The sequence below is a fragment of the Kocuria atrinae genome (assembly GCF_039531425.1).
Classification (GTDB): domain Bacteria; phylum Actinomycetota; class Actinomycetes; order Actinomycetales; family Micrococcaceae; genus Kocuria; species Kocuria atrinae.
The window spans coordinates 40342-56614 of sequence record NZ_BAAAQA010000026.1 but is presented as its reverse complement, the minus strand read 5'-3'; the positions used below and the strand labels follow the sequence as shown (position 1 = coordinate 56614).

Below are 16273 nucleotides of genomic sequence, written 5' to 3'. Positions count from 1 at the left end.
GGAACACAATGGAGATACGTCTTGTCCGGGCACTGACTCGGATGAACGCCAACAATGAGGAGTTGCAATGGCAGAACGCACCGCAACCGTGGCCTCGCGAGTGGGGCTGCACGCACGACCGGCAGCGATTTTCGCGGAGGCCGCCGGTGAGTACGAAAACCTGGAAATCACCATCCGTGCTGACGGCGAAGACGCCGAAGAAGGAATGGACGCCGCGTCCGTGCTGTCGCTCATGTCGTTGGGGGCGGCCCACGGAGACAAGGTCATTCTGGCCGCGGACGGCGACGGCGCCGACGAGGCACTCGATCACTTGGTGTCCATCATCGAGACCGATCATGATGCAGAATAGAGATTTCATTCACCTAGCCGCCTGAAAAGTGACATATCGGGCACCACGCTGTGTGGTGTCCGATATGTCATACAGGCGGTAATGTCACCCGCCATCACCGATTCGGGAGTACGGTGATTAGATGGTGCGAATTCTCATTTTGGCTGCCCTGATTGGGGCTGTAATCGCCACGGTCACGGCCGCGATACTCGGTCCCTGGGGATGGTGGATCCCCGCTGTCATCTTTATTCTGCTGCTACTGCTCGGCATCCGAGACGCTGTACAAACCCGGCACTCGATCCTCCGGAACTTCCCGGTGCTCGGTCACGCGCGGTATTTCCTGGAGGAGATCCGTCCGGAGATCCAGCAGTACTTCATTGAACGCAACTGGGACGGCAAGCCGTTCAACCGCGATCAGCGTTCTTTGATTTATTCACGTGCCAAGGGCTTCAAGGGTGACAAGGCCTTCGGCACCGAACTCAACGTCAACGAGCCCGGCTACGAGTACTTCATCCAGTCGATCGCCCCCAAGACGGTTCCGGATCTGGGGCACCGTGTACGGCTGGGCGGCCCGGACTGCAAGCAGCCCTATGACGCTTCGCTGCTGAACATTTCCGCCATGAGCTTCGGCTCGCTGTCCAAGAACGCGGTGCTGGCCATGAACAAGGGCGCAGCGCAGGGCGGGTTCGCTCATGACACCGGCGAGGGCGGGCTGACCAAGTATCACCGCGCCTACCACGCGGACCTCATGTGGGAGTTCGGCTCCGGGTACTTCGGAACCCGTGACCAGGACGGCAACTTCGACCCGGAGAAGTTCCGTGAGAAGTCCAACCTGGAGCAGGTCAAAGCCATCACCGTGAAGTTGTCCCAGGGCGCCAAGCCTGGGCTGGGCGGTGTGCTCCCCGGCAACAAGGTCACGGAAGAGATTGCCGAAGCTCGAGGCGTTCCGGTGGGGGAGACCTGCATTTCCCCCGCTAGCCACTCCGCCTTCACCACGCCTCGCGAGCTGGTGCGCTTCATCGGTAAGCTGCGCGAACTCTCCAATGGCAAGCCCATCGGTTTCAAGCTGTGCATCGGTTCGCGCGTTGAGGTGCTGGCCATCTGCAAGGCCATGATCGAGGAAGAAATCACACCGGATTTCATCATCGTGGACGGTTCTGAGGGCGGCACCGGCGCTGCGCCCCTGGAATACCAGGACCACGTGGGCACGCCCTTGGTCGAGGGCATCATTCTGTTGCACAACGCTCTGGTGGGCACCGGGCTGCGCGACCGCATCAAGATCGGCGCGGCCGGCAAGATCATCTCGGGTCACGACATCGTCCGCCACATCATCCAGGGTGCGGACTTCTGCATGAGCGCCCGCGCCATGATGATGGCCGTGGGCTGCATCCAGGCACAGAAGTGCCACACCAATACTTGCCCCGTGGGCGTGGCCACTCAGGACCCCAAGCTGTACCGGGCCCTGGACGTCGACTCCAAGGGTGATCGTGTGGAGCGCTACCACCGTCTGACGGTGGAAGAGGCCGGGCAGATCATCGCCACCATGGGCTGTGAAAGCCCCGAACAGATGACGCGCCAGATGCTGCGCCGCCGGATCACCGCCACCGAAAGCGTTTCCTACGAATCGCTGTACCGCTGGCTGGAGCGCGGCGAGCTCTTCGAAGGCGTCGAGGGTGGCTGGGGCGAAGATTGGGAGTACGCCAGCGCCGATAGCTTCACTCCCGGCCACCCCGGTAAGTACGTGTACAACGATCGCACCGAGTTCACCCACGAGGGCGAAACTACGGAGAAGCGCGAACCGGAACTGGCAACCGTCGCACAAGGTTCTTCCGCGCTCGGCTCGGAAGAAACGCCGGAGCCCCGGCGAGGCACCGCACCCCGGCTTGCTGAGCACGAACTTGCAGGGGCCGCCTCACAGCAGGACGACCGCCGGGCCGGCAATGTGGGCGACACCAAACGCGCCGAGGGTCAACCGGGCACCGAACTGAGTGCCCAGCACACGAACTCCAGCGCGGGCGAGACCGACGGCCACGTGGACCCGGCTGACAAGTAAGATCGGGAACTGACCTAGAATGTAGGTCGGAGATTTCATCTGAGGCGACGTCGCTGCCAGCGGCGTCGCCTCAGGTCCACCGAGCTACCGGCACCGAATCAGGATCGAGAGAGCTTTGCGAGAATTTACCGCACGCTTTGCCACGGACGAAGAGATTCGCGCGTGGGATTCCCACGTCACGGCCAATCCGACGGGCGGAAACCTGCTGCAGTCCGAGGCCTTCGCGGAGGTCAAGAAAGATCACGGTTGGACCCCGCGGTACGTGGTGTATGAAGCCACGGACGGCTCGCAGCCCAGCTACAACCTGGCACTCGAGAAGGGGGTCCCCGGTCTCGGCAAGATCTGGTACATGATCAAAGGACCGGACATCGAGTCCATTGACGACATGCCCGGGATCGTGGCGGCCAACAAGAAATTCGTGGCGGGCGCAGCCAAGGGCGTATTTGCCATCAAGTACGAACCCGAGATCCTCGCCTCCGACTACGCAGGTGGTCTGCTGGCCCGCTGCGGCCTGGTGAAGTCGTTCGAGATCCAGCCCAACGACTCAACCGCCGTCCTGGACACCACCCCGGACGAGAAGGCGTTGCTGAAATCACTGCACTCACGCGGACGCAATGCCGTGCGGCGTGCCACCCGTGAGGGCTGTGAAGTGGAGCGCGTTGAACTCACGGAGGACAATATGCGCGCCATGTACGCGCTCATGGACACCGTGGGCCAGGGCCATGCAAAGGTCACCCTGCGTTCCTACGAGTACTACCGCGAATTCTGGACCAATTTCGCGGAGCGCGGCCAAGGGCGGCTGTACTTCACCTACGAGGACGGCCAGCCTTCCGTGGGCGCGTATGTGATTGCCTACGGTTCCAAGGGCACGTACAAGGACGGCGGTTCCAAGCCACGCCGCAAGCAGTACGGGGATTCTCATCTGTTGCAGTGGCACGCGATCCTCGACCTCAAGAACGAGTTCGAGATCGAGCAGTACGATTTCTGCGGCACCCCTCCCAGCGATCAGCTCAAGAACAAAGAGCACCACTACTACGGACTGGGGCTGTTCAAGACCAGTTTCACCAAGACGGTCGTGGACTACGTGGGTGTGTGGGACCAGCCGTTGAACAAGGCCAAGTACGCGGTGTGGGCCAATATCGGCGAAAAAGTGCAGCGCCAGCTGTGGGTCCGGCGCACCGGGCAGCCTTTCTACTGATCGAATCGCACGAACGTACAACGGCGTAGGAACTCGTCTGTACACCGTTTTCACCACTAGCAGTACCTGCGGGGTCAGGGAGGTTCAACGGCATTGAGCGTGACCGAACAGCTTCGAGAACTTGCCCATCACGGGTATCCCTCATCCGGGGCGGAGCCCTGGCATGACGATCTGGGCGGTGAGCCGTTCGGTCCGGGTGGCGATACATCGCTGTCGGATGCGGCCCGCCCGGTCACCATGTACGGTTTCCCCTCGGCTGCGGTCAGGCCCACGGAATCACAGGCCGCCCGCGCACAGACCCGCGCTGAACTCGCAACCCAGATGCAAGCGATCGTTCCGGGGCGATCGGAACCCGGCCTCGAGGGGGGCGTGTCCTCGCAGGTGGGTGCGTTGCCGGTTCTCACCCCCGGGCAGATCGAGGCGGACAAGGCGGGGGTCACTCCGCGTCCTCAGGGTGCTGTCGCGACCCGGCCGGTCACCCAGATCTCTCGTCGCGGAACCGCGCAGACCATGGCGGTCGAGCGACCTGAGACTTCGGCTGTTCCTCACGAACCGGCTCCGGCCACCACACAGGTGCCCCGTGGTGTTTATCCCTCCACACGCACGCGTGTAGCGCGATCGTCCAAGGACAAGCTCAAGTCCATGATCCGGGGCGACGCTGCTCCCACCGCGCCCATGCGTGTGGTTGATCGCCTGACGGCCACTCCGTTCCACAACCTCCGGCGCTTCGGGGACAGCAACGATCGTCAGGCCCGCCGGACCCTCAATTTCGCGCTCCGGCTGGCGGAGACCATGTTCCACTACGGCGCGGACGCGCTGGACGTGGAGAACGCGATTATCGCGGTGTGTGCCACGTACGGGGTGGAAAACCTCGAGGTCGACATCACCAACCAATCGGTGACCATCAACTACGTCGCCGAAATCACCGAAACCGGCAAATTGACGGCTGCCGGCCACAACAAAGATGGCACGGGCCAGGTCACCAAATCACGCACGAGTCAGGACGTGTTGGATGACCCGAACACGTACAGTCACACGGTGATGCGCGTGGTTCGTTCATGGACTGACAACTACGCCGGATTGGCGAACTCCCATCAACTGGTGACTCGCATCATCGAGGGAACCATGCCGTTGAAGGAGGCCGAACGGGAGCTCTCCGAGATCAACGCGCAGCCTAAGCCGTATCCCAAGTGGGCCGTGTGGCTGGCCACCGTGTTCGCCGCGGCGACCATCACCACGGCAATCGGCGGCGGCGCGGCCGGGGCCCTGGTGGCTTCGGTGTCCTCCGTGCTCGTCCAGATCGTGTCCTCCAAACTCGGTGCTTGGCGTATTCCCGAATTCTTCGCGTTGGCCGCCAATGCCCTGATTGTGACGCTCGCGGCCATGGGGATTTCTTCGCTGGGCGTGGACCTGTCACCGCCCAAAGTTATCGCGGGCGGCATCATCATGTTGTTGCCCACCACGCGCATGGTGTCCACCATGCAGGATGCCATCAACGGTTTCCCCGTGACGGCCATGGGTCGCCTCATGTCCACGTCATTCGCGTTCTTGGGGATCATCGCCGGGATCGCCCTGGGTATCGCATTGGCGGGGTATCTGGGGGTTCCGCCCATCGACGTGTCCCAGTCATCGTTCACGCCACCCGACGCCCTGACCAACACGGTCTTCATGCTGATCTCGACCGTGCTGGTCGCAGTGACCATGCAGGCCAAGCCTCGACATTTGTTCCCGGCTGTAGTGGCCGCGCTGGCGGGGTTGTTGGTGTTCCACATCGGTGGTGACTACGGTTTGGGCGCTCGGTTGGATACCGCGCTCGGAGCCACCACCACGGGTTGCGTGGCGGCGTTGTTAGCGGCGCGTTCACGTATCCCGCAGACAATCTTGGCGATTCCGGCCATGACCTATCTGCTGCCGGGGCTGTCCATTTTCCGAGGGATGTATGCGATCACGGTGGAGGCCGAGACCACGGGACAAGGCTTCACGGGCCTGATCAACGCCATGGCATCGATCGTGATGATGGCTTCCGGCGTGGTGCTCGGGCACTATCTGATGCGCCCGTTCGTGGAGCGCATGAAGATCTTCTCGCTGCGCCGTAACCGTCGCCGCTGAGGCACCCGGAGACTGAACCCGCCGGGTGCCGGGGACAAGAGGTCCGGGGACTAGAGGATCTTGCCCACGGGTAGTTTCTTCTCCGCCTGGAAGAGATCCTCGTTGCGGCCCGCAGCCCAGTAGCCGGACAGGGACACCTGGGAGCGTTCCAGGTTCCGCCGGTCGAAGAGTTCCTTGCGAGCTTCCTTCATGGCTTCGCGTTCACCGTGCACGAAGACCTGCACACCGGTGAGATCGGCGGGCCATTCCGCCTGGCCGAGCGCCGACACGAGGGCGCGTTCACCCTGCTGCTGGCTGGATCGGTAGACCCAACGGATTTCGAGATCCGCGGGAATGGCCACGTCGCTGAGGTCGTGCTGGTGCGCCGGGTCCTGCACTTCGAGGATGGCAAGCCCACGAGCGTTTTCCGGTAGTGCCTCCACATTGGCCAGCACTGCGGGGATGGCCGCTTCGTCGCCGGCCAGTAGCGTCCAGGACGCTTTCGGATCCGGTTCCCATTTGCCGCCGGGGCCCACGGCTACGAAGTGATCGCCGGCCTTGGCGGTGGCGGCCCACGGGCCCGCGTGCCCCTCGGTGCCGTGCAGGGCGACGTCGATCCACAAGGTGCCCGCGGCGGCGTCGTACCGGCGCAGTGTCATGTGGCGGGTGACGGGGAGGTCCTCGACAGCGGCCGTTTCACGGACCGACCAATAATCCGGGAACTCGCCGGCGGGTGTCTCCGACAACGTGCCGTCCGAGAAAAAGACCAGCTTGACGTACTTTTCGGGCGGGGCAATGTCCTGGTAATCCTCGTGATTGAGGATGCTGCACACCACGCGAACCATGCCCGGGGACAGCTCTCTGCGTTCAACCACCTCGAGGTTGAGCTGAGGTTTGCGAGGTTTCCGGGCAGCGGTCTTGTTCATGCCCCAAGCTTAGGTGCTCCTAAGCCGGGAGCGTCCAGTTGACGGGTTGGGCGCCTTGCTCCTCGAGCAATGCATTCGTGCGGGAGAAAGGCTTCGAGCCGAAAAACCCCCGAGACGCGGACAGCGGCGAAGGATGCACGGATTCCACCGTGGGTGCCCCGCCCAACCACGGCTTGGTGTCCCGGGCATCACGACCCCACAGAATTCCGACCAGGGGAGTGCCTCGCTGAGCGAGCGCCTTGATTGCGCACTCTGTGATCGCCTCCCAGCCTTTGCCGCGGTGCGATGCCGACGAACCCTCGCGGACGGACAAGGCCCTGTTCAATAACATGACGCCCTGTTCGGACCACGATGACAAGTCACCGTGTTCGGGCGGAGTGATCCCCAGATCTGATTGCAGTTCCTTGTAGATGTTCTGCAGGGAGCGTGGGATCGGACGAACCTGCGGTTGCACCGAGAAGGACAGGCCCATGGCATGGCCCGGCGTGGGGTAGGGGTCTTGGCCGACAATCAATACCTTGACCTCGGACATGGGCTCCTGGAAAGCCCGAAAGATGTTCTCGCCCGCCGGGAAGGTGCGGTGGCCGGCGGCATGCTCCGTGCGCAGAAATTCGCCCATCGTGCGGATGGCCGGCTCCACGGGTTCGAGTGCCCGCGCCCAGTCATCGCTCATGATCTCGTTCAGAGGACGAGGCTCGGCCATGAACTGGTCTCCATTCAATAGCGGGTACGAATAACGCTACGAGATTACCGGTTATGGTGGCTGTCATGGCTGAATCAAACGACGGGCTCGATTCCCTCGACAAGGCCATCCTGCAGCTGGAATCCGAACACTGGAAGTATCGAGGGGCCAAGGAATCTGCGATTCGCCAGCGCCTGGGGCTGAGCCCGGTCCATTACTACCAGCGGCTCAACGCGTTGATCGACCGCGACGACGCCGCTCGGTTCGCTCCCATGCTCATCTCCCGTTTGCGCCGGGCGCGGCTGCGCTGATTGAGCCTTGCCCTGCCACGGCGGCGGGTAGGAGAACGCACCGGGCACATGGGATAGTAGAGGCAAACCCAGGCTGACCGGAAGTATGGACTATGAGTGAATACCCCCGCGACGAATTCGACGACGTTCCCGAGGACGGAACCCGTCAAGGTGCCCACCGAGGTCATAACCCTCAGGCGCGTACCGGTTCTCGCAAGGGATTTCTCGCGATCATCGGAGCGGGTGTCCTGGCGCTGACGGTCGGGGCCATCGCATTCGTGAATGCCCCACGCACCGCGCAGGACGCGGTCGAGAACACGCCCACGCCCTCGGGCAATATCACCACGAGCACCTCGGAACCCAGTCCTTCCGAAACCTCCGAGAGCCCCTCTGAGGCACCTGCGGCCCCAGCGTCACCCGCAGTGCCTGCCGTCCCCGGTGACGGTGGCGTACCCGGTCAGGACCCGGCAGCTCCCGAAGCGCCTGCGGATCCGGCCGCGCCCCAAGATCCGGGCGCACCCGCTGCTCCGGAGGCTCCCGCCCCGCCGGCGCAGCCCGCGCCCGAGGCACCGGCCAACCCCGCTCCCGAGGCCCCCGCAGAGCCGCCCGCGGCGCCGGGGGTTGAGGAAGCACCGGCCGGTGATCCCGCCGTGCCGGGCGCCGGTGCGGCCGACGTCGAGCCCGGTGAACCGGCCGCCCAAGAACAAGAAGGCGCGGTCAATGACGCGGGCGCCACCGATGTCACGGCAGAAGCCGCTGGCGCATCGCCAGACACGGAGGCTGCCGCTGCTCCGAGTCCGGGTCGCTGAACGGTGGACACGTTCGAGGTTTCAGCCTCGGATGAAACCTGAGTTTGCGTCACTCAAGGTGTTTGCACTCTCCGCGGTCGAGTGCCAGTATTGACTTAGCACTCAACTGAGTGGACTGCTAAACCCGGGTCCGGGCGAAGCCCACTCACATGATTCGAGTGAAAACCATCCATCACGGTGAGGTGCGTTTCACGCGGGTGAGGATCCGCGCGAGCCATCGTCCGTCGCGGGCATCGTGATGAATAGATTTGTTTGTCAACCGTCCAGGAGGGACGCAACACATGGCAAAGATGATCGCTTTTGACGAAGAGGCACGCCGCGGACTCGAACGGGGCCTGAACACCCTGGCCGACGCCGTCAAGGTGACCCTTGGCCCGCGCGGACGCAACGTTGTTCTGGAGAAGGCCTGGGGCGCTCCCACCATCACCAACGATGGTGTGTCGATCGCCAAGGAAATCGAGCTCGAAGATCCGTACGAGAAGATCGGCGCGGAGCTCGTCAAGGAAGTTGCCAAGAAGACCGACGATATCGCCGGTGACGGCACCACCACGGCCACCGTGCTTGCACAGGCCCTGGTCAAGGAAGGCCTGCGCAACGTTGCCGCCGGTGCCGATCCGTTGTCGCTCAAGCGCGGCATCGAAAAGGCCGTTGCCGCCGTGACCGAGGAACTGCTGTCCTCGGCCAAGGAGATCGAGACCGAGGAAGAGATCGCTGCAACCGCTTCGATCTCCGCCGCTGACCCCGAGATCGGCAAGCTCATCGCCGCTGCGATGGAGAAGGTCGGCAAGGAAGGCGTCATCACGGTCGAGGAGTCCAACACCTTCGGCCTGGACCTCGAGCTCACCGAGGGCATGCGCTTCGACAAGGGTTACCTGTCCGGTTACTTCGTGACCGACGCAGACCGTCAGGAAGCGGTCCTCGAGGATCCCTACATCCTGATCGTCAACTCCAAGATCTCCAATGTGAAGGACCTGGTCCCCGTTCTGGAGAAGGTCATGCAGGCTTCCAAGCCGCTGCTGATCATCGCCGAGGACGTCGAGGGCGAGGCCCTGGCCATGCTCGTGCTGAACAAAATGCGCGGTGCCGTGAAGTCCGTTGCCGTCAAGGCTCCCGGTTTCGGTGACCGTCGTAAGGCTCAGCTGGCAGACATTGCCATCCTCACCGGTGGTCAGGTCATCACCGAAGAGGTCGGCCTGTCCCTGGAATCCGCAACCCTGGACCTGCTGGGCACCGCCCGCAAGGTGGTCGTCACCAAGGACGAGACCACCATCGTCGACGGCGCTGGCACCCAGGACGAGATCGAGGGCCGCGTGGCTCAGATCCGCGCGGAGATCGCCAACTCCGACTCCGACTACGACCGCGAGAAGCTGCAGGAGCGTCTGGCCAAGCTGGCCGGCGGTGTGGCAGTGCTCAAGGCCGGTGCCGCAACCGAGGTGGAGCTCAAGGAACGTAAGCACCGCATCGAAGATGCTGTGCGTAACGCCAAGGCCGCCGTGGAAGAGGGCATCGTGGCCGGTGGTGGCGTTGCACTGATCCAGGCCGGTCAGAAGGCCTTCGACAAGCTGCAGCTGACCGGTGACGAGGCAACCGGTGCCAACATCGTCAAGGTCGCCATCGACGCACCGCTCAAGCAGATTGCTGCTAACGCCGGCATGGAGCCCGGCGTGGTCGTGGACAAGGTGCGCGGACTGGAGACCGGTCACGGTCTCAACGCCGCCACTGGCGAGTACACCGACCTGATGGCTGCGGGCATCAACGACCCGGTCAAGGTGACCCGCTCTGCTCTGCAGAACGCGGCCTCCATTGCCGGTCTGTTCCTCACCACCGAGGCCGTCGTGGCCGACAAGCCCGAGCCCGAGGCTCCCGCCGGTGCCGGCGCGGATCCCATGGGTGGCATGGGCGGCATGATGTAAGCAGTGCCTTAGGGCACGCTTGACCGCATCACGGTCCAGCCGTGACAGAGCCCCCGGAGCGCAGTTCAGCTGCGTCCCGGGGGCTCTGTCGTGCGCTTATGATCGGACGTAACCAGGGGAGGCGTACCGTGTGGGAATTGGACGAGCAGGTCTGGGCTCAGGCCACCGCGGTGCTCCTTGCGTTCGGACTGTGCACCGTGGTGGGAGTGGAGCGGCAGCTGAGGCGAAAATCCGCGGGAGTCCGCACCCATGCGTTGGTGGGCACCGGTTCCGCTATTTTCACGCTGGTTTCGGCCTACGGTTTCCACGCACTTCCCGGAATCGAACAGGGACCGGGGGACCCCTCGCGCATTGCCGCGCAGGTCGTCACGGGAATCGGCTTCCTGGGTGCGGGGGTCATCTTCTTGCACAAGGACGTGGTCCACGGACTGACCACGGCAGCGAGTGTGTGGGTGGCTGCCGCCGTGGGCATGGCCTGCGGGGCCGGGCTCTTTGCCTTGGCGGTCCTCGGCACTCTGATCCAACTCTTCGTCTCGTTGGTGCTCAAACCCGTCTCGGCGTATCTGCTTCGGTTCCCGGGCCGACGGACCATCGAACTCCGTTACGAGGATGGTAAGGGAGTGCTGCGCTCCGTGCTGACCATGGCAACGGAGTTGGACCTAGCGGTCACGGTACTGCGCACGGACCGGGTGTATACGAGTTCCGGACCTCACGTGGTCATGGTGCTCAAGATGCTGGGGCGTACGGATGTGCACCGAGCCGTGGTGGAATTCTCCGAGGTACCCGGGGTGATTTCGGCCGCGGTCATGCCGGAACCGGAGGCTGACGAGTAGTGGGTTATTGCCTGTCGGAGTCTTTTGCAAAGATAATCGCATGACGATTATTGCTGCGGCGGACGGTTCTGCCCTGGGAAATCCCGGCCCTGCCGGCTGGGCCTGGTTCATCGACGAGACCTCGTGGCGGGCCGGTGGCTGGGATCACGGCACCAACAACATGGGTGAGCTCACGGCGGTGTTGAACCTCTTGGAATCGACCCGCCACATTCCTGACGAGCCGCTCAAGATTTTGTGCGACAGCCAATACGTCATCAACTCCATCACCAAGTGGATGCCGGGGTGGAAGAAGAAGGGCTGGAAGAAGAAGGACGGCAAGCCCGTTCTCAACGTGGACATCATGAAGGCCCTGGACCGGGAAATGGCCGGGCGCACCGTGGAGTTCGAATGGGTCAAGGGTCACGCCGGGCACGAGCTCAATGAGGCCGCGGATCAACGAGCCCGTGCAATGGCATCCGCTTACCAGGCGGGCCACGCCGAACAGGACATGCCCGTGGGGCCGGGCTTCCGCGACAGTAATGGGTCCGTCCAAGAGGTTCCGTCGCAACGCTCGGCAACGGGACCGGCTAACTCCTTCGGAGACGACTCCCACGAGGAGCCGGATCTGTTCTCGGAGCTGTGGGCCCAGGAGAATGATCCCGCGCTCGAGGAACCTGGTAATGCTGAGCGGATCGCCCAGGACGCGGATCCGGCGAACCGCCTGATCACACTTGAAACCACGCTCTTGTCCCCGGAGACCTCGGGGGAACGTCGCGAAGAATTGCTCCACGAGGACTTCGAATTCGTCGCTCGTGATGGTTCGGTCAAGGATTCCGGGGCATTCCTCGCTGAGCACCGGGGGACTACCTCGAACGCCCGACCCGATCTGAGCCACAGCAGCGTATTGGCGCTGGGATCGGGGGCCATTCACCTGTCCTACAGGCTTACCGACAGTGCCACCGTGACCCGGCGAAGCTCACTGTGGATCCGCGAGGACCACCACAACGAAATGGGGCCTTGGCTACTGCGCTATCACCAGGTCACGACGGAGAGCTGACCGCACTCAGCCTGCGAACATGCGGGCGTTGGCTGCTTCGGTTTCCGCGTACTGGTTACCCGCGGTCGTCAAAGCCTGATTGATCTGGGCCATGGCCTGCTCCATCTGTGCTTGAGCGGCACGCCACGATCGGAAGGCTTCTTGGAAGTTTGCGGATGCCGTGCCGGTCCAAGAGTTCTGTAGATCCGTGAGCGTGGATGTCATGCCATTGACCTCGCCCGTCAATCGTTCAATGTGGCCTTGGGCCTGTTGGGATTTGGCGGCAATGGTGTCGCTGTCGACCACGAACTGTGCCATGGCTGTCTCCTTGCTGTGGGTGTGAGCTTCCGGGGTGTCCCGGACGCTCATACCGTAGGCAACAATGCCGTTCAGCAACGTGGGCCGCCGGAGCAACAGTGGATTCAGTCGACAGCAGGGGCGTTGTCCACAGGCTGACTGTGCGGCACCCGCACGGTGAAGGTTGCACCGCCACCGTCCGTCTCCTCGAGTTTCACGGTGCCGTCGTGCTGTTCAACGATCGCCGCCACAATGGACAGGCCCAACCCGGTACCACCGGTCTCACGTGTGCGGGAAGAATCCGCGCGGTAGAAGCGCTCGAAGACCCGATCGGCGTCGTCACCGTGGATACCGGCCCCGTGGTCGCGGACCTGGATCACGGCGTTGGAACGCCCGTCGACGCTTGGTTCCAGACCAACGGCCAGCTCAACAGGGGAACCGGCGGGCGTGTAGCGCAGCGCGTTGGTCAGGAGATTGGCCACCACCTGGCGCAGTTTCGACTCCTCACCGTAGGTCCACGCCTGTTCCGGTGCGGTATCAGCGAGGCCCACCACCTGAACGGCGCGGTCCGGCGCGGTGGCGTGTGCGTCGGAGGCGGCGTCGTAGGCGAGGTGTAACAGGTCCATGTGCTGCATGGTGGCGGGGCGGCGCTCATCCAGGCGGGCCAGAGTGAGAAGGTCCTCCACCAACTGGGTCATCCGTTTGGCCTCGGATTCGATGCGGTCCATGGCCTTGCCAACATCGTCCTTGTTCTGCAGGGCACCGTGCCGGTAGAGCTCTGAGTAGCCACGGATGGACACCAGCGGCGTGCGCAGTTCGTGGGAGGCATCGGCCACGAACCGCCGGAGCTTGGTCTCGGACCGGGTACGCGCTTCAAAGGCGTCCTCGATGTGGCCGAGCATCGTGTTGAGCGACATGGACAGTTGACCGATCTCGGTTTGGGAGTTGTACCCTTCCATGCGCTGTGAAAGGTCACCCTCCGCAATCTGGGCGGCCGTGGACTCCACTTCCCGCAGGGGCGCGAATGCCCTGGTGACCAGGACCCAACCCACTGCCATGGCGGCCAATAATGTGGCGACACCGAAACTGAAGGTCAGCAGCGACACCGCTGAAATGATCGAGTTGGTGCGGTCCAGCGGCTGGGCCACCACCACGGACATGTCGTAGTGCTGAAGTTTGGCGGGCAAGACCCGCCATTTCCGCTCGGGTGCACCGATGGCAGAGACCGTGGTCGGTTTCTGATTGTGGGACACCACGTAGGAGAGATTCATACCGGACAGATCCGGGGCGGGACGAGTGATACTGGAGTCCTGGCTGTTCTCCGCAGACGCGATGACATTGCCCTGAGCGTCCAACAAGTACCCGGCATGGGGAACGGGGGTGGCAATGGTCCCCTCCAGCTCGTCCAGGAGCACGGAGGACACGGAACTCATGGACTGTCGCAGCTCTTGATCCGTATTGTCGACCAGCGTGTCCCGCAGCACGGAAATGGCCACCAGCGAGGTCACAAGAATGCTGGTGGCCAGCAGCAGGCCCGTGAGGACCATGAGCTGCGAGCGCAGTGACGCGGAACGCCACCTGCGGGAAATCTGGGACAAGGGATCAGTGGCGCTTGTCGGACGAGCGCAGCAGGTATCCCACACCACGCTTGGTGTGGATCAACGGTGCTTGTTCAGGATCGTTGTCGATCTTGCGGCGCAGGTAGGAGATGTAGGACTCCACGATGGAGGCATCCCCGTTGAAGTCGTATTCCCACACGTGATCCAGGATTTGTGCCTTGGAGAGCACGCGATTGGGGTTCAGCATCAGGTAACGCAGGAGCTTGAACTCGGTGGGGGAGAGGTCGATCTCCCGGTCGCCGCGGAAAACCTCGTGGGCGTCGTCATCGAGCACCAGATCATCCACATGCAGCCGCGAATCCTCTTCCTCCAGAGGCTGGGTGCGGCGCAGGACGGCGCGGATGCGGGCCACTACTTCGTCCAGGCTGAAGGGCTTGGTCACGTAGTCGTCGCCACCCACGGTGAGACCAGTGACCTTGTCATCGGTGTCATCCTTGGCCGTGAGGAACAGGATGGGAAAATGCCGGCCGGCAGCGCGCAGCTTGCGGGTCACAGAGAATCCATCCATGTCCGGGAGCATGACGTCCAGTACGGCGAGGTCCGGGTTCTCGGCCTCGGCCTTGAGGAGCGCGTCACGCCCATTGGCCGCGGTCACCACCTCGAAGCCGGCGAAGCGCAGTGACGTTGCCAGCAGCTCAAGGATGTTGGGTTCGTCGTCCACGACGAGCAGTTTGGCCTCAGAAGTATTATCGTTCACCAGCCCAGTGTCTCGGAGTTTCCTGAACGCAGACTGAGGCAATTCCAGTTGTTTTCTGGACGGGTCCGACGTCGTTCGGGCGGGTTCAGCGGCGGCGTCGCCTCAGGGCTGTGCGGGCCAGCTCGATGCACATGAGCATGAACGCGACAGGGAAGAAAATGGCCGGAAAGATTGTGAAACCGCCCCAGACGACGTGTCCCATGAGAGCCGCTACAAGCACCACGATGAGTGACAGCGAACTCAGGACGGCCAGGACCAGGGCAATCATCCCGAGCACGGAGACCTTGCCCTTGGACGGCGATCGGGATGGGCGGGAGGGTTCTGGGCGCGCGGGATCAGACATGATCGTTAAGGTACCAAGTCCACTCACGCGTTGGGTGAACAGCGCTCCTCGTCGCGCGCCGGAGCGGTAGACTCAAGAGTTCTTAGAAGACATATGAACGCCCCAGCCCACAGGGTCGGAGCGCAACAAGAGAAACTGAGGTGATCCGCGTGCCCACGGGCAAAGTCAAGTGGTTCGATGCCGAGAAGGGTTTCGGATTCCTGGCAACGGATGATGGGCAGGAAGTGTTCTTGCATTCCTCCGCCCTGCCCCAAGGCGTCACCACGGTAAAACCGGGGACCCGTATGGATTTCGGCATAGCAGCTGGGCGTCGCGGTGCTCAGGCATTGTCCGCCACCCTCATTGGCAAGCCGCCCTCGGTGGCTCGCAACACCCGCAAACCGGCGGAAGAAATGGCCGTCCTGACGGAGGACCTGATCCGCCTGCTGGACGACATGTCCAACGGCTTGCGCAAGGGTCGCTACCCGGATCGTGCCCATGGTCAAAAGATCGCCTCCATCCTGCGAACCGTGGCGGATGAGCTTGATGTCTGAGGAGACCACACTTCAGTCCGAAGCCACCGGCGATGAAGCGCGACAGTCGGCTGCGGCAGCCACTGTGCGGCGTCGCGCGCCGAAACAGGACGCCACGCTCGCACAGGCTGTGGACCTGGCCCGCCAGGCCGTTGTGGAATCGGCCGGGGCGGACAACGTGGGCGAGCACGTGGGTATTGACGTTCATGAAGATCGTTTGCTGACCCACCTGTTCGCCTGCACCATGGCCGGCTACCCGGGGTGGACATGGTTCGCCACCGTTGCGAGGGCGCCACGGACCAAACTGGTGACCGTGTGCGAGGTCGGTTTGTTGGCCGGAGAGAAATCGCTCTTGGCTCCGGAGTGGGTTCCGTGGGAGGAACGCATGCAGGCGGTCAATGAACAGAACCACGATGAAGGCAAAGCGGACAAGGACCCGCAGGGCGAGCACGAGACGGCCACAAGTTCTGAGTCCTCCGGGTCAGACGATGCTTCCGAGACTTCGGACTCGGAAACGCACACCGCCGAGGCCGACGCCGAGCCGGCCACCAACGGTGGCACTCCCGACCGGAAGGAAGCTCCAGAGTCTGGCACCGATAATCAGAACGAGGCGTCATCGTAAAACGCCCTTCCACTGCCGATGAAGCCAACGAACGCCCCGGCCCCGCGG

The 16273-nt window shown here is 63.1% G+C and carries 17 protein-coding genes; 11 read left to right on the top strand and 6 right to left on the bottom strand.

The features are described 5' to 3' along the window. Positions 1-67: 67 nt before the first annotated feature. The 4 genes from ABD283_RS12055 (at position 68) to ABD283_RS12040 (ending at position 5688) form a co-directional block, all read left to right on the top strand. A complete protein-coding gene (locus tag ABD283_RS12055; RefSeq protein WP_344225248.1) occupies positions 68-349 on the top strand; it encodes an HPr family phosphocarrier protein in 282 nt (93 codons plus the stop codon). A 121-nt stretch (positions 350-470) separates the two neighbouring features. Further along, a complete protein-coding gene (locus ABD283_RS12050) occupies positions 471-2381 on the top strand; it encodes an FMN-binding glutamate synthase family protein (protein WP_344225247.1) in 1911 nt (636 codons plus the stop codon). 115 nt (positions 2382-2496) lie between these two features. Continuing rightward, positions 2497-3579, top strand: a complete 1083-nt coding sequence (locus ABD283_RS12045; RefSeq protein WP_344225246.1) for a lipid II:glycine glycyltransferase FemX — start codon at positions 2497-2499, stop codon at positions 3577-3579. Positions 3580-3678: 99 nt separating this feature from the next. Continuing rightward, positions 3679-5688, top strand: a complete 2010-nt coding sequence (locus ABD283_RS12040; protein ID WP_344225245.1) for a threonine/serine exporter family protein — start codon at positions 3679-3681, stop codon at positions 5686-5688. 50 nt (positions 5689-5738) lie between these two features. Here ABD283_RS12040 and ABD283_RS12035 read toward each other — a convergent pair whose 3' ends face one another. Further along, entirely contained in the window at positions 5739-6593 is an 855-nt protein-coding gene (locus ABD283_RS12035) for a siderophore-interacting protein (protein WP_344225244.1), read from the bottom strand. 19 nt (positions 6594-6612) lie between these two features. Beyond that, positions 6613-7296, bottom strand: coding sequence for a uracil-DNA glycosylase (locus ABD283_RS12030; protein WP_344225243.1), 684 nt, complete (start codon positions 7294-7296; stop codon positions 6613-6615). A gap of 65 nt (positions 7297-7361) precedes the next feature. On the opposite strand from ABD283_RS12030, the gene ABD283_RS12025 reads away from it, so the two are divergent. From ABD283_RS12025 to ABD283_RS12005, 5 genes are all read left to right on the top strand, one after another. Further along, a complete protein-coding gene (locus tag ABD283_RS12025; RefSeq protein WP_344225242.1) occupies positions 7362-7586 on the top strand; it encodes a DUF3263 domain-containing protein in 225 nt (74 codons plus the stop codon). 92 nt (positions 7587-7678) lie between these two features. Further along, positions 7679-8374: a hypothetical protein gene (locus ABD283_RS12020; RefSeq protein ID WP_344225241.1), complete on the top strand. Its 696-nt coding sequence runs from the start codon at positions 7679-7681 to the stop codon at positions 8372-8374. Between the two features lie 281 nt (positions 8375-8655). Further along, the gene (gene groL / locus ABD283_RS12015; protein ID WP_344225240.1) at positions 8656-10287 is read left to right on the top strand and encodes a chaperonin GroEL; all 1632 of its coding nucleotides are present in this window, start codon (positions 8656-8658) and stop codon (positions 10285-10287) included. 98 nt (positions 10288-10385) lie between these two features. After that, positions 10386-11120 carry an MgtC/SapB family protein gene (locus ABD283_RS12010; RefSeq protein ID WP_344225239.1) on the top strand — a complete coding sequence of 245 codons (735 nt, stop codon included), beginning with the start codon at positions 10386-10388 and terminating at the stop codon, positions 11118-11120. A gap of 40 nt (positions 11121-11160) precedes the next feature. Next, entirely contained in the window at positions 11161-12156 is a 996-nt protein-coding gene (locus tag ABD283_RS12005) for an RNase H family protein (protein ID WP_344225238.1), read from the top strand. A gap of 6 nt (positions 12157-12162) precedes the next feature. On the opposite strand, the gene ABD283_RS12000 is transcribed toward ABD283_RS12005, so the two are convergent. From ABD283_RS12000 to ABD283_RS11985, 4 genes are all read right to left on the bottom strand, one after another. Next, the gene (locus ABD283_RS12000) at positions 12163-12453 is read right to left on the bottom strand and encodes a WXG100 family type VII secretion target (RefSeq protein ID WP_016997837.1); all 291 of its coding nucleotides are present in this window, start codon (positions 12451-12453) and stop codon (positions 12163-12165) included. A 104-nt stretch (positions 12454-12557) separates the two neighbouring features. Next, positions 12558-14030 (bottom strand): sensor histidine kinase, encoded by a 1473-nt coding sequence (locus ABD283_RS11995; protein ID WP_344225237.1) that lies wholly within the window; start codon positions 14028-14030, stop codon positions 12558-12560. Positions 14031-14034: 4 nt separating this feature from the next. Next, positions 14035-14748, bottom strand: a complete 714-nt coding sequence (locus ABD283_RS11990) for a response regulator transcription factor (RefSeq protein WP_344225236.1) — start codon at positions 14746-14748, stop codon at positions 14035-14037. Positions 14749-14833: 85 nt separating this feature from the next. Beyond that, positions 14834-15091: a hypothetical protein gene (locus ABD283_RS11985; RefSeq protein ID WP_344225235.1), complete on the bottom strand. Its 258-nt coding sequence runs from the start codon at positions 15089-15091 to the stop codon at positions 14834-14836. 149 nt (positions 15092-15240) lie between these two features. On the opposite strand from ABD283_RS11985, the gene ABD283_RS11980 reads away from it, so the two are divergent. Together ABD283_RS11980 and ABD283_RS11975 are read left to right on the top strand one after the other, a co-directional pair. Beyond that, positions 15241-15624: a cold-shock protein gene (locus ABD283_RS11980; protein ID WP_344225234.1), complete on the top strand. Its 384-nt coding sequence runs from the start codon at positions 15241-15243 to the stop codon at positions 15622-15624. Then, entirely contained in the window at positions 15608-16225 is a 618-nt protein-coding gene (locus ABD283_RS11975; protein WP_344225233.1) for a DUF3027 domain-containing protein, read from the top strand. The genes ABD283_RS11980 and ABD283_RS11975 overlap by 17 nt, the downstream gene beginning before the upstream one ends. Positions 16226-16273: the final 48 nt, after the last annotated feature.

Coding starts and splice junctions, on each gene's coding strand:
- ABD283_RS12030 (WP_344225243.1), bottom strand. CDS start 7,296: ATGGCCGAGCCTCGTCCTCTGAACGAGATCATGAGCGATGACTGGGCG.
- ABD283_RS12035 (WP_344225244.1), bottom strand. CDS start 6,593: ATGAACAAGACCGCTGCCCGGAAACCTCGCAAACCTCAGCTCAACCTC.
- ABD283_RS12025 (WP_344225242.1), top strand. CDS start 7,362: ATGGCTGAATCAAACGACGGGCTCGATTCCCTCGACAAGGCCATCCTG.
- ABD283_RS12050 (WP_344225247.1), top strand. CDS start 471: ATGGTGCGAATTCTCATTTTGGCTGCCCTGATTGGGGCTGTAATCGCC.
- ABD283_RS12020 (WP_344225241.1), top strand. CDS start 7,679: ATGAGTGAATACCCCCGCGACGAATTCGACGACGTTCCCGAGGACGGA.
- ABD283_RS12000 (WP_016997837.1), bottom strand. CDS start 12,453: ATGGCACAGTTCGTGGTCGACAGCGACACCATTGCCGCCAAATCCCAA.
- ABD283_RS12010 (WP_344225239.1), top strand. CDS start 10,386: ATGATCGGACGTAACCAGGGGAGGCGTACCGTGTGGGAATTGGACGAG.
- ABD283_RS11985 (WP_344225235.1), bottom strand. CDS start 15,091: ATGTCTGATCCCGCGCGCCCAGAACCCTCCCGCCCATCCCGATCGCCG.
- groL (WP_344225240.1), top strand. CDS start 8,656: ATGGCAAAGATGATCGCTTTTGACGAAGAGGCACGCCGCGGACTCGAA.
- ABD283_RS12055 (WP_344225248.1), top strand. CDS start 68: ATGGCAGAACGCACCGCAACCGTGGCCTCGCGAGTGGGGCTGCACGCA.
- ABD283_RS12005 (WP_344225238.1), top strand. CDS start 11,161: ATGACGATTATTGCTGCGGCGGACGGTTCTGCCCTGGGAAATCCCGGC.
- ABD283_RS11975 (WP_344225233.1), top strand. CDS start 15,608: ATGAGCTTGATGTCTGAGGAGACCACACTTCAGTCCGAAGCCACCGGC.